The organism is Paenibacillus lutrae (assembly GCF_009757775.1).
In the GTDB taxonomy this organism is placed as follows: domain Bacteria; phylum Bacillota; class Bacilli; order Paenibacillales; family NBRC-103111; genus Paenibacillus_F; species Paenibacillus_F lutrae.
In genome coordinates this window covers 1-12,278 of the sequence record NZ_RHLK01000024.1, presented here as the reverse complement: position 1 = coordinate 12,278, position 12,278 = coordinate 1, and the positions used below count along the sequence as shown (strand labels likewise).

At 47.4% G+C, this 12,278-nt stretch carries 12 protein-coding genes; 7 read left to right on the top strand and 5 right to left on the bottom strand.

The window, feature by feature from the left end; all coding sequences use genetic code 11:
• Positions 1 to 41: 41 nt before the first annotated feature.
• Positions 42 to 755: an SDR family oxidoreductase gene (locus EDM21_RS23390; protein ID WP_157338790.1), complete on the bottom strand. Its 714-nt coding sequence runs from the start codon at positions 753 to 755 to the stop codon at positions 42 to 44.
• A 516-nt stretch (positions 756 to 1,271) separates the two neighbouring features.
• On the opposite strand from EDM21_RS23390, the gene EDM21_RS23385 reads away from it, so the two are divergent.
• The 7 genes from EDM21_RS23385 to EDM21_RS23355 all read left to right on the top strand — a co-directional run bounded on the left by EDM21_RS23385 (position 1,272) and on the right by EDM21_RS23355 (position 8,633).
• Positions 1,272 to 2,582 carry an ABC transporter substrate-binding protein gene (locus EDM21_RS23385; protein WP_157338789.1) on the top strand — a complete coding sequence of 437 codons (1,311 nt, stop codon included), beginning with the start codon at positions 1,272 to 1,274 and terminating at the stop codon, positions 2,580 to 2,582.
• A gap of 25 nt (positions 2,583 to 2,607) precedes the next feature.
• On the top strand, positions 2,608 to 3,540 hold the full coding sequence (locus EDM21_RS23380) for a carbohydrate ABC transporter permease (protein ID WP_068773588.1): 933 nt from the start codon (positions 2,608 to 2,610) through the stop codon (positions 3,538 to 3,540).
• A gap of 9 nt (positions 3,541 to 3,549) precedes the next feature.
• Positions 3,550 to 4,380, top strand: a complete 831-nt coding sequence (locus EDM21_RS23375) for a carbohydrate ABC transporter permease (protein WP_157338788.1) — start codon at positions 3,550 to 3,552, stop codon at positions 4,378 to 4,380.
• A gap of 27 nt (positions 4,381 to 4,407) precedes the next feature.
• Positions 4,408 to 5,403, top strand: coding sequence for an SGNH/GDSL hydrolase family protein (locus tag EDM21_RS23370; protein WP_157338787.1), 996 nt, complete (start codon positions 4,408 to 4,410; stop codon positions 5,401 to 5,403).
• 35 nt (positions 5,404 to 5,438) lie between these two features.
• Positions 5,439 to 6,176, top strand: coding sequence for a glycerophosphodiester phosphodiesterase (locus tag EDM21_RS23365; protein WP_157338786.1), 738 nt, complete (start codon positions 5,439 to 5,441; stop codon positions 6,174 to 6,176).
• A gap of 3 nt (positions 6,177 to 6,179) precedes the next feature.
• Complete coding sequence (locus EDM21_RS23360) at positions 6,180 to 7,331, top strand: hypothetical protein (protein WP_157338785.1); 1,152 nt, start codon at positions 6,180 to 6,182, stop codon at positions 7,329 to 7,331.
• A 477-nt stretch (positions 7,332 to 7,808) separates the two neighbouring features.
• Positions 7,809 to 8,633 (top strand): peptidoglycan-binding domain-containing protein, encoded by an 825-nt coding sequence (locus EDM21_RS23355; protein WP_157338784.1) that lies wholly within the window; start codon positions 7,809 to 7,811, stop codon positions 8,631 to 8,633.
• Positions 8,634 to 8,995: 362 nt separating this feature from the next.
• Here the strand turns inward: EDM21_RS23355 and EDM21_RS23350 are convergent, their stop codons facing one another.
• From EDM21_RS23350 to EDM21_RS25630, 4 genes are all read right to left on the bottom strand, one after another.
• Positions 8,996 to 9,610, bottom strand: a complete 615-nt coding sequence (locus tag EDM21_RS23350) for a helix-turn-helix domain-containing protein (RefSeq protein ID WP_157338783.1) — start codon at positions 9,608 to 9,610, stop codon at positions 8,996 to 8,998.
• A gap of 203 nt (positions 9,611 to 9,813) precedes the next feature.
• On the bottom strand, positions 9,814 to 10,065 hold the full coding sequence (locus EDM21_RS23345) for a hypothetical protein (RefSeq protein ID WP_157338782.1): 252 nt from the start codon (positions 10,063 to 10,065) through the stop codon (positions 9,814 to 9,816).
• Between the two features lie 11 nt (positions 10,066 to 10,076).
• Positions 10,077 to 10,586, bottom strand: a complete 510-nt coding sequence (locus EDM21_RS23340) for a hypothetical protein (RefSeq protein ID WP_157338781.1) — start codon at positions 10,584 to 10,586, stop codon at positions 10,077 to 10,079.
• A 4-nt stretch (positions 10,587 to 10,590) separates the two neighbouring features.
• Positions 10,591 to 11,109 carry an RHS repeat-associated core domain-containing protein gene (locus EDM21_RS25630; RefSeq protein WP_461824329.1) on the bottom strand — a complete coding sequence of 173 codons (519 nt, stop codon included), beginning with the start codon at positions 11,107 to 11,109 and terminating at the stop codon, positions 10,591 to 10,593.
• Positions 11,110 to 12,278 lie beyond the last annotated feature (1,169 nt).

Below are 12,278 nucleotides of genomic sequence, written 5' to 3'. Positions count from 1 at the left end.
TGCTTAAGTCTATCGAGATTCCGATAGGCTTGTTTCTTCTTCTAAATAAGCACGATGCCTCCGTCTACGGACAGAACCGTTCCTGTGGTGTAAGCATTATTCATGAGATACAAGGCCGCTTCCGCAACATCTTCCGGTGCGCCCATCCGCCTTACAGGAAGAGTATGGGTCAAGTTCTCCACAACGGCCGCCCGCTGCTCGCCAAAAAACACATCGAGCAGCGGCGTATCTACCGCGCCCGCACTAATCGTATTGACGCGGATCGGGGCAAGCTCAAGAGCCAGCGTCCGGGCGAGAGATTCAACCGCAGCGCCGGATGCGGCAGCTACGGCTCCGCCGGGTGAAGGTCTCTGCGAAGCCGTACCGGACATGAAAGTGATGGATCCCCCTGGGCCCATTCGGGGAGCCGCGTGTTTGGCCGCATAGTAAGAACCCCAGAACCGGCTGTCCATGGTAGATTGCAGCCTGGAGCTGTCCGTGTCCAGAATCGGACCCAGCACAACATCGGAAGCGGTTATAAACAGATGATCCACATGGGAGAACTGGTTAAACAAGCCCTCTACACTGGCCTCATTCGCGATCTCGACGGCAAACGTGCGAATTCCGCTGCCGATCCCCCCGGCCGCAGCTTGGAGCTTCTCCTGCGAGCGCCCTGCAATCACAACCTGCGCTCCAGAAGCGTACGCCATTCTCGCAGCCGCATATCCGATTCCGGAACTTCCCCCTATAATCACGATTATTTTATCCGTCAGCATAGCAGTAACTCTCCCTTCGGATAGTACTAAATATTAGTATCTGGTACTAACTTAGTTAAAGTTTAATCCAGCAGATAAGAACTGTCAATTTCTTGTTTTTCACATAATAAAAGGAAGTCGCGTTCGAACAATTGCTACTTATTCCTCTAAGTGACGAGCAGGACTTTTGACGCAGAAAAAGATCATTTTGGGGATTTCTTCTAATTATGTTAAGGAAAGATGCCTTTTTCCACCCTTCCTAAATTTTCTGTAAAATAAACTCCAGATTTACGGGATCTTAACGATGAACAGTGTTGACACTGCATGTGATGGATGTCATAATTACAACTGAAAACGCTTAATTTCATACTTACATTGGGTGGAGACTACGAGAATACCCATGTGCCTACGTTTATTCGTTTGCGTCTTATGCTTAGCTGCATAGGTCGGCAGTCTATTAAACACGGGACATGCTGTATCTCTGTCTCCATTTTTTGTTGTTTTGAAATTGCTTATTATGGAAAGGGGAATTCACAAATGGTTAAGAAAAAATGGCTAAGCACTGCTATGGCTACACTACTTGCCGCAACAACCCTGGTAGGCTGCTCCACTGGCGGAACTGGCGGCGAAACAGCGGAAGTGCCTAAAGGCGACCCGAACGATACTACTCCGGTTACGATTCAATATTGGCATTCACACGCTGAAGCTCAAATGGGCGGCGTGAACTACATGATCGCGGAATTTAAAAAGAAATATCCGCACATCACGGTTGAGCCGGTCTTCCAGGGCGGTTACACCGATCTTCAGAAGAAGCTCAGCGCAGCAGTTGCTGCTAACGATGTTCCTGCCGTTACAAACGTAGAAGTCTCGGTCGTACCGAACTTTGCCGATGGCGGACTGTTCGAAGAACTGACGCCTTACATCAAGCGCGATAAAGTAGACATGGAAGACTTCTCCAAAGGTATGCTTCAAGCGTACGCATACAAAGACAAGCAGTACGGATTCCCGCTGATCGTCAGCACAAGCGTGATGGTGTACAACAAGACGATGTTCGACAAGCTCGGCGTGCAGCCTCCACAGAAGTGGGACGAGATCGAAGAGTTCAACAAGAAGGTTACGGTTAAAGAAGGCGGCAAAACAAGCCGTTACGCATTCTCGGTTCCCGGCTGGGATACTTGGTACTACGATCCTTGGGTTTCCAACGGCGGCGGTTCAGTCCTGGCGGCTGACGACAAAGTTGGCTTCGACAAACCGGAAAGCCAGCGCTGGGCTGCCAACTTCAAGAAATGGATAGATGACGGTTCCCTGATGGTCGGTTTCGGTAAAGGCGCTTCCGACACGATGCGTCAGATGTTCCTGGAAGAAAAAGTCGGCATGGTTCAGCACTCCTCCGCGATCATCAAAACTTACGTGCAAAACGCTAAGTTCGAAGTCGGCGTCTCCTTTATCCCGGGGGACAAAGAACGCAAGTCCCATATCGGCGGTGCCGGTATCGTGATGATGAAAGGCGCGAAAGACAACCAGAAAGAAGCCGCTTGGAAATTCATCCAGTTCATGACGAATGCGGAGAACAACATCAAATGGGCAGACGAAACAGGTTACCTGCCAACTCACAAATCCGTTATTAACACCGATGAAGGCAAAAAGTATTTCGAGAAATGGCCTCAATATAAAGCTGTATTCGACAACTTCGACAACGTAGGACCTCGTCCACAGCACCCGGCTTATCCGGAAATGAGCAATATCTATAAAGATATCGTCGGTGAAATGTCTTTGAACGGCAAAGACCCTGTACCGCTGCTCAAAGAGAACATTCAGAAAATGAACGATGTTCTGTCTGATTCTTAGTCAATAAAGGAAGTGAGGAACGAGAATGAATCAGGCATCCACTGCCGTCACTGATCCAAAGACGTCTAAGAGAAAAGGCCCAAGCCGCAGAATGGAAAGTCTGAAAGATTTTGCATTCGCAGCTCCTGCCCTGTTAGTACTAGGCGTATTCATTTACTATCCGCTGCTCTTTTCATTCTATATCAGCTTTACGAACTGGAACATGACCAAACCGGTGAAGAAATTCATCGGTTTGGAGAACTACGACAAGCTGCTGAGCGATCCTTTGTTCTACAAGGTACTGCGTATTACGTTCACCTATACGGTCCTGGACGTATTCCTTACCCTGGCTCTGGGCCTCGGACTTGCCCTGCTGCTTAACAAATCTACCAAACTCTTCAACTTTATGCGTTCCGCTATCTTTATGCCGTACTACATTTCCATGGTTATCGCATCCATGATCTTCTTGTGGATCTTCAACAACCAGTACGGTTTGCTGAACAAAATCACGGGCCTATTCGGTATTGCGCCAATCAACTGGCTGCAGGACCCGGATACGGCGATCTGGACACTGCTTGCCGTATCCATCTGGAAAGGAATCGGCTTCGCTATGCTGATCTTCATCGCGGGTCTCCGCAGTATTCCACTTGAGTACTATGAGGCATCCAGCCTGGATGGAGCGAATAAGTTCTGGCAGTTCCTGCACATTACGCTTCCATTGCTGTCGCCGACGACTTTGTTCCTGGTTATCACGAACTTTATTTCTTCGATGCAGGTATTCCAATCCGTAGACATTATGACCAACGGCGGCCCGCTCGACTCGACGAAAGCGATTGTTTATTGGATTTACGAGATGGCATTCGTGAACTTCCGGACAGGCCGGGCTTCCGCATTAGTCATTATCTTCTTCTTCATCATCATTGCTCTGACTGCCGTTCAGATGCTGGTGTCCAGGAAGAAAGTTCACTATGAAGGGTAGGTTCGTCTGATGTCAAAACCGGTTTGGAAAACCATTAGAATCATCGCAGCGATCCTGGTAACCCTCATCATGGTTTTTCCGGTCTACTGGATGTTCATTACGTCGCTCAAAACCTCAAGCGAATTAAGGCTAGCCATGCCTACGTTCTGGCCGGATAAATTTATGTGGGGCAACTACGTGGATGCGTTTAATGCTGCGCCATTTGGCCGATATGCGATTAATACGGTCATTCAGACAGCCGGTATCCTGTTTCTGCAGATCAACCTGGGTATTATGGCCGCTTACGCGTTCGCAAAAGGTAATTTCCCTGGAAGAGAGAAACTCTTCCTGCTTGTACTCGCAGCACTCATCGTACCGGATCAGGTTACTTTCGTACCGGTATACGTGATGATGTCGAATCTGGGCTGGATCAACAGCTTCTACGCGCTGATCATTCCGCATGCGGCATCCGCTTATTCGATTTTCCTGCTGCGTCAGACGTTTAAGTCCATTAACAATGACGTCATCGAAGCGGCTAAAGTGGACGGCGCGAGCCGTATGCAGGTGCTCTACCGTATCTTAACCCCTATGGCTTTCCCGACGATCGCCACCATGGGAATCTTGAGCTTTATCAGCAGCTGGAACTCTTACTTCTGGCCGCTCATCATGACCAACACGAACAACATGCGCGTCCTTACTGTAGGTATTGCCATGATGAGAGATTCCGTTGCCGGGGACGAGGCGCTTAACTTCCACCTGATTATGGCAGCGAGCATGATGATTATTCTACCCATAGTAATTATCTTCATCTTTGCCCAAAAACATATCGTTACGGCCATGTCTAACTCGACATTCAAGTAATGATAGGCCATCGGAAGGATGATCACGATGCATAAAATACATGCGAACGAACTTTGTTTCGATGGAGCCGTCAGTCTGGAATCCCAGGTTGACGGCTCTAAGCCGTGGCGCATTCCCCATGCGCAGCGGACCCTCTTCATGCCGGATGCCATTAACGGCAAAGCCGGAGTGCCGGCAGGGGTGCGGATCCGATTCGCAAGCGACACCCGCTCTGCAGCCGTAGAAGTAGAACCCATGGATGCCGAGCGGCTGATGGACTGCGTCATTGACGGCGAGCTGTTCGCGACAGCGGTACTGGCACCCGGTGAAAGCGTGTACCGGTTCGAAGGGCTGCCCGAAGGCGAGAAGTCGATCGAGCTGTTCTTGTCCCAGAGACACCCGGTTACCGTGCGTCATCTGGAGCTCGGCACGGATGCCACCTACTCCGTCCCGGACGACAAGCGTCCGCGCTGGATCGCCTACGGCAGCTCCATCACCCAGTGCGAAGCGGCGGCCAGCCCTTCACAGACTTGGCCGGCAATCGTTGCGCAGCGCAAAGGCTGGCACGGGACCAACCTCGGCTATTCGGCCAACTGCCACATGGAGCCGATGGTCGCCCGGATGATCCGGGACATGCCGGCGGATTTTATTTCCCTGTGCGTCGGGGTCAATATTATGGGCGGCGGTTCCCTGAATGAGCGGACTTTCCAGCCGGCGCTGATCGGTTTCGTACAGATTGTACGGGAGAAGCATGCGGACATTCCAATCGTGGTACAGTCCCCGATCTATGCGTCGGAGCGCGAGAGTGCGCCCAACAAAGTCGGACTTACCCTTGAAGGCATGAGGCTGCTCATCCGTGAAGCCGTTGGCACACTTCGTGAGAACGGCGACAGCCGCCTGTATTATGTGGACGGCCTCGATGTATTCGGCCAGGAATATAACCACCATTTACCGGATAAGCTTCATCCCGATGCCGAAGGCTACAAGCTGATGGCGGAGTCCATGATCCGCCAGTTCGGCCAAGTACTTCCGGATGGGATCTAATTAACCACTAACCTCACCTAAGGAGTGAATCTTCTATGTCTCAAGCCAAACAGCCTCTTAATATCGCACATCGCGGTGCTTCCGGAGAAGCACCGGAGAACACACTCGCCGCTTTTAAACTCGGTCTGGAGCAAGGCTGCGGAGCTTACGAGCTGGACGTTCATCTCTCCAAAGACGGACAAATTGTCGTGATTCACGATGCGACGATTGACCGTACGACTGACGGCACAGGTGCCGTTAACGAGATGACCGTAGAAGAACTGAAAGCGTTCGACGCCGGCTCCTGGTTCAGCGAGACCTACACAGGCGAACGCCTCCCTCTCCTCGAAGAAGTGTTTGCGATCACCCCCGGGCACATCATCATTAATATCGAAATCAAAGGTTCCTATAACGGACAGTTGGAGCCCGTTCTCGTCGAATTATTAAGAAAAACGAATCGTGTAGACACCGTCGTCATTTCATCTTTTGACTGGAAAAGCCTTCAGCTCATCAAAGAACTGGACCCTCAAATCAAGGTCGGTCTCCTCTATAATCTGCGTCTGCAGCACCATGAGAAGCTCGCTGAAGCAGCCGGGACGGATATCTTCTCCCTGCATCCCAATGGCGCCAAGCTCGATCCCGAAGATATTCAGCGTGCGCAGGCAGCTAATCTTGAAGTCTATGTCTGGACTGTCAATACGGAAGAACAAATGGCGCTTGCGCTTAAATCCGGCGCGGACGGCATTATCACCGATTACCCGGGCAGACTCCAAGCTCTGATTGCGAGGAACTAGTTCATGAGCAGACAACAACGGAATCATGGCCTGAAAATAGTGGCAGCCGCCATGATCGGAAGCCTGCTGGCTGTAACCGCAGCAGGATGCGGAGACAGCAAAGAAGCCGGCGCACCTTCTTCTGCGCCTGCAGCAACAACAGCCCCTTCCGCTTCGCCTGATGCCAAAGCCAAGGCAAGCGGAGAAATTACACAGGAACCTGCAGGCATCAAGTTCCAGGTCGAAATGAAAGAACTCAAAACCTTCCTCGACATGCGCAAAGAAGGACCGGTCGTTCCAGCCCTTCTGCAAGAATACGTGCCGCAAGGAATCGGCTATGTGAAAGACAAGAACTGGATTCTGGTCTCCCACTACCGCAAAGAAGGCAAAAGCAGCCTGCTGACCGTCATCGACGCCGCATCCGGCAAAATGGTCAAAGCCCTGGAGCTGTACGAGAATGAGACCAAGCCCTACGTCGGCCATGCCGGCGGCGTAACCGTGAGCGAGAAGCATGTGTGGATTTCTTCGGACAGCACGCTTTTCTACGTGCCGATTGAAGAGATCGCTGCCGCAGCGGACAAAGGAAAACTTACCTTCACAGGCTCGGTAGCGACCGATACCCGCTCATCCTTTGCCACCTATGCGGACGGTATGATCTGGTCCGGGGAGTTCTCCTATGTGAAGGATTATCCGACAGAACCCAGCCATCACATGAACAACCGTGACGAGAAGCTGCACAAAGCCTGGGTCACCGGGTTCAAGCTGGACCCGGCCACCGACCTGCTGCCGGCAGCCAAGACCGCTTCGGCCAAAGGCCCGGTGACGCCGGATGCCATCCTCTCCATCCCGGATACCATCCAGGGTATGGAATTCAGCAAGGACGGCATCCTGCTCAGCCAGTCTTACGGCCGCAACAATGCCAGCACCCTGCTTCACTATGCGAACAGCATGAAGACGGAGCAGCCGCATAAGACCGTCACCATCGGAGCCGACAAAGTGCCTCTGTGGTTCCTCGACAGCAAGAACGAGAAAGGCAAGCTCGAAGCGCCGCCGATGTCCGAAGGACTCGTCACCGTCAAGGATGAGCTGTACGTCCTGTTCGAGTCCGGAGCGAACTTGTACCGGTCTTCATCGACCTACCCGGTGGATAAGATTCAGATTGTGAAGTGGCCGTAGAGCGTTAGCTTGAACAATCTAATCATTGTGCACGATAGAACAGTTAGTCCTCAGTCCCCTCCCAGTTGGAGACGCTGAGGGCTTTTTATATGCCTGCCTGCCGAAAACATAGACAAATAGACTCCGCGATTAATTTACTCTCGAAGATCGCATGTGATTCTAAATCGGGTAAGATCAAGACGAAAGTTAGATCGATTGTAATGCTTTTAATACACCAAAAATAATATATCTCGCATGTAAAAAAATTACATAATTTTCTTCCAGGTGCTTCTGTGTCAATTAACCGATCTTATTCAAATGTTCTGTCACTTAGGCTCATTTCATGCGCTATTTAAATTTATTTAACTCAATTCGACTATAATCGACTAAACTTATTATATTTTGCTATTCATTTTCCATAAATACCATGTTAAGGTTTTATAAGTATCTGCTATTTCATAGTATGATAACTCTTATTTATGTGGAGGTTATGCGTTTATGAAGAATAGAAAAAGATATCTGGCAAGTGTAATTGTGACAGGAGCTCTCGCAGCTGCGCTATCCACATCCGCTTTCGCCGCTTCCGGACATAACAATGTCGCCGCTGTCGGAACCGCCGCCTCCAACACGAAGTACGGCACCAACTATCAAGGCTCGTACTCACTCGGACAAACTCATGCTCAAATCGCGAAGCTCAAGCAGAATCTCAAAGACTGGAGAGCTTACGGCAGCAACAGTTCCTATTTTACCGGGGTCGCTGCGATTACGAGCACGGACGGCACTTTCGATCAAGCCACTAAGAATAATTTAATCGTCTTTCAGAACGTGAAAGGCCTTACCGCAGACGGCATTTACGGAGCTGGAAGCCGGAACGCCATGCATGCCGCCATCGGCAGCTCTCCTAAAGGATTTGTCCGCATCAAAGACACTAGCTATTATATCAACTATAACGATACCGCAACCGGTCTTTCCGCTGATAACACATATAAACTGGATCACAGCTGGCTTACCTCCGGCTCTGTGACGACATTAAATTCGTTTGCCCAGGGCTTTTACTCCACCTACAGTAAAAAACTAGAGATAAACGATGGGAGTCTCATCGATGGAGACGATACACCTGAACATAGCACCCACCAAGACGGCAAAGGCGTGGATATCCGCAACGCCGGGTTAACAGTGGACCAGCAGAAGAAAGTCCTGCAGCTCGCTGTTGACAATCCGAATATATCTTCCATTCTCTATTATACGAACCATGGACTGACCAGCAGCAAAATCGTGATCCGTGCCGATCATGACGATCACTTCCATGTGAATTTTAAATAAGATTATTCTATGGTAAAAGAGAGCAACCCCGATCCAGGTTTTATCTGGGTCGGGGTTGTTTTAGCGTTAGATTGTGATATGCCGGGCCTTCCAATCTATAATCGACGTACAACAAGATCATTCTAAATCTTCAACTAATGAGCTAGGACGTATCTCCATCCGATTGCCCTATACTTTCTTTTATATATAAAACTCTTTTTGCTTATGTAAAAAATAATCTAACTGCTCTTGTTTTTAAGTACTACCGTCTCCAAATGCCTTATAACATTCAATTACCCCTTGAATTTATTCACTTCTAAAATTTTAGACCAAATTAGACATGTTATAAGAATACTTGCTAACGTTCACCACTTTTACGGACATTAGCCGATGAATTTGTGCTTTTCTAGAAAGGCGTAAAATTCTTTGTATGTATCACTTTGCTCCACAACATTCCAAAATACAGGGTCAAAATCCCATTTGTGCTTATCTTGGAGATAGTAAAAAACCATGTCCAGCAGTTTAGATGAACTCGATTCATTTTTTTGGACAATATCAGCGAATTCCTCTAACAATTTTATTCTACTGTTCCCCATGTCATTTTCTTCAATCAACGTTTCATATTTCTCGAGTAAACTCACTTTTTCATGTTCATGTTCAAGAAACCTGATAAGCCCCTCATTTTCACTTACCGTTTCAGTAAACCATATTTCTTTCCCGGTTTCCGAATCAATATGTTGAGACCGAACCGACTCAAACTGATCCGTTACCGTAAAATAGATTTGTTGGATAGATAATTGTTCCGATTTTTTTAGTTCTTTATTGAATAATGGATCAGGGATTTGAGGAAAGATTTTTTTCAAGTCCTGGATACGAACAGCAGGAATCTCCTTGTTTTTAAGCCACATAGAAATATTGGCTCGATTAATCCCAAGCTTATTTGCTAAATCCGTATTTGACATATGATAGGTTTCCAGAATGTATTTAAGACCAAACATAACCCAACTCCTTAACTTTGTTAAATTAACTATAACCATTTAACATTGTTAAATCAAGATAAAAACCCACATTATATAAATCACAATGTGGGTTTTTAAATGAAAACTAAACTTTTTGAGAGAAACATATTTCTCAAAGTCCTGGAAAAAGATTCTCATCACATCTAGATGAATTTTTCTAAAAGAATCCGGTCTAGGTATGTTTACTTCGTTTTTAAAATCTTTTTGGCAATATAAAATGACTCTTCCGTTTTAATAAAATAGCCTTTAAACTTATTATCGAAGATATCGTTTATTTTTTCACCAAGATCACTGAATGTAATGTCTTCATGTTTCTGAAGGTAGTCATTAATCAACTGAACTTCTACTGTATATTCATCATCAAGTAATGGCTCAATTTTGATTGGATTCCATTCATTAATTATTTCTTTAATTTCATTTAAATTTTTGTCCACTTTTATCCTCCTCATTTACCAAATAAAATCTTTGTAAGTTCTCTATATCCACCATCATAGTTAGTTTTAGGTATAACGGTGATTAATTTACCATCCTTTGCTACGACGGCGGCTCCCTCTCTAGAAAAGAAAAGATATTTGCTACCATTATTTTGTGAAAATACCCTTCCATTAGCTACATAAGAATTAACCATCGATTGGGTTGCACCTCTTTCAGCCATTCTTTCCCCAGCGTGTCCCATTGACTTTGCCCAATCGACCTTTAGATTCGGATTTTTCACTAGAGTCCCAAATTTACCAATAGTTTCACCCGTTTTCGCAATACCTGCAACATAATACTTGATACCAGGAGCACCATGACCAACATAATCCCAGGAAGCATCGACAATTTCTTCCATACCATGTAGTATGGGAGAGTTTTGTCTCGAGATTAAAAGAACCAATTCTTTTGAGAGCATGTCATCTGAGCTTTGCATAATATTATCATTAGCTATTCCCGATCTTCTCATTTGATTTCTCAATTTTTCAGCTTCTGCAGCCCAATAATCTCTTTTCTNTAATGCTAGTGTCCCATCGTAATGAGTTTATATCAAAACCCCCACTACCTGTAGACATTTCAGCATGACCACTCGGATCAACATACTTCAAAGGATTATTACTCACATACGTATACAAATTCAAACTCAGCGGGTTATCCAGTTGTCCTTCATACGTATCCTCATTAATAAACCGCCCCATACTCGGATCGTACCAGCGGGCACGAAGGTACTGAAGCTTCACACTTTCATCCCAATATTCCCCGCTATACAGGAACGGATTGTCTACTCCTTGGAGTACGGTAGTTGGATTGCCCCATAGGTCATAAGCGTACTGATTGACTACATTCCCGTTTGCATCTCTCAGCTCTACGACATCTCCATGTCCGTTATGAACATAGTACGCTTTACTGCCCGTTGCATCAACACGGGCTACCAATTGATTCCCACGCAGGTAGCTAGCTTTATGAGCGGCCACCCCATTGGTAACTGTGCCTTCGGCAATCATCTGATCGCCATCATAATAATAACGGGTTGTAATTCCGTTCTCTGTCCGTTCTGTCAGCAGATTATCGCCATTGTACTTGTAATTCACATGGCTTGATCCGTCCAGTTGTACGGCATTCAGCCGGTTCCGATTGTCATACGTGTAGCCGGTATCTACGGGAGTTATAGGCTTGTCGCTTTGCAAGGTAAGTCGGTTGCCCCGATTATCATAGCTGTAATTTTCGTTGTATTCCGATGAAGTGGCAATCCGGTTTAAGGCATCATATGAGAATGATTGGGTGACTCCATTCTCCACTTTACTTGTTTGGTTAGCATGAAGGTCATAGCCATAAGAGAAGGACTGAACCGCTGTTCCTGATTTGGCTTGGGTTAGCGCAGTCAGATTTACACCTTCATAGGTGAATGCAGCCTGGACCCCATTCTTCGCTTGTGTGGTAGACAGTAATCCATTCTTCTTATATTGATACGCAGCATCCCAATCAGCCGGCTCCGTACCGACCGCGGTTATCCGGTTCTGTACATCATACTGATAATTGGTGACGACACCGAATGGATCGGTCATCTTCGTGCGTTTTCCTTGCGGGTCGTAGGCATATTGCAGGGTCCGTTGATCCGGATATTTGACTTGTGTTAACCAACCGGTTGAAGGCTCGTAGGTATAATTCGTTGTACCGGTCCCATCCTGCATAGACAAGCGGCGGCCTGCCGCATCATACGAGAAGGCTATTCTTTCATCCGTCGTCTCGCTTGCCGTGAGCAAATTGACTGCATTGTACGTGAAGGTATGTGCATTTCCCTTCCGATCGATACTCTTCGTTACATTGCTGTTTGGATCATAAAAGTAAGTTTCAATCTGACCCAGCGGATCTGTTTCTTGAATCACTCTTCCCATCTGGTCGTAGCTTTTCAACTTTTTGTTACGATCGGGATACTCAATTTGCGTCAATTTGCTCGCTTTGCTGTACGTGTAGCGTGTCGTATTGGCCTCTGCATCCGTGACAGATAACAGCCTGCCCATAGCGTCATAGCTATACTGCGTAGTTTGTACATCTCCGGCGCTGCTTCCTGCCCCATCGCTCATGGTGAGTACTTTGCCTGCAGCGTCATAAGTAAACCGGACCGAACCGGTTAAAGCCCCCGCTGCACTAAAAATATCCCGCGCAGTCGCCC

What these genes read in the sequence shown, in the direction of transcription:
- EDM21_RS23370 (WP_157338787.1), top strand. Translation starts at nt 4,408, where the DNA reads ATGCATAAAATACATGCGAACGAACTTTGTTTCGATGGAGCCGTCAGT.
- EDM21_RS23380 (WP_068773588.1), top strand. Translation starts at nt 2,608, where the DNA reads ATGAATCAGGCATCCACTGCCGTCACTGATCCAAAGACGTCTAAGAGA.
- EDM21_RS23375 (WP_157338788.1), top strand. Translation starts at nt 3,550, where the DNA reads ATGTCAAAACCGGTTTGGAAAACCATTAGAATCATCGCAGCGATCCTG.
- EDM21_RS23365 (WP_157338786.1), top strand. Translation starts at nt 5,439, where the DNA reads ATGTCTCAAGCCAAACAGCCTCTTAATATCGCACATCGCGGTGCTTCC.
- EDM21_RS23390 (WP_157338790.1), bottom strand. Translation starts at nt 755, where the DNA reads ATGCTGACGGATAAAATAATCGTGATTATAGGGGGAAGTTCCGGAATC.
- EDM21_RS23360 (WP_157338785.1), top strand. Translation starts at nt 6,180, where the DNA reads ATGAGCAGACAACAACGGAATCATGGCCTGAAAATAGTGGCAGCCGCC.
- EDM21_RS23385 (WP_157338789.1), top strand. Translation starts at nt 1,272, where the DNA reads ATGGTTAAGAAAAAATGGCTAAGCACTGCTATGGCTACACTACTTGCC.
- EDM21_RS23355 (WP_157338784.1), top strand. Translation starts at nt 7,809, where the DNA reads ATGAAGAATAGAAAAAGATATCTGGCAAGTGTAATTGTGACAGGAGCT.
- EDM21_RS23350 (WP_157338783.1), bottom strand. Translation starts at nt 9,610, where the DNA reads ATGTTTGGTCTTAAATACATTCTGGAAACCTATCATATGTCAAATACG.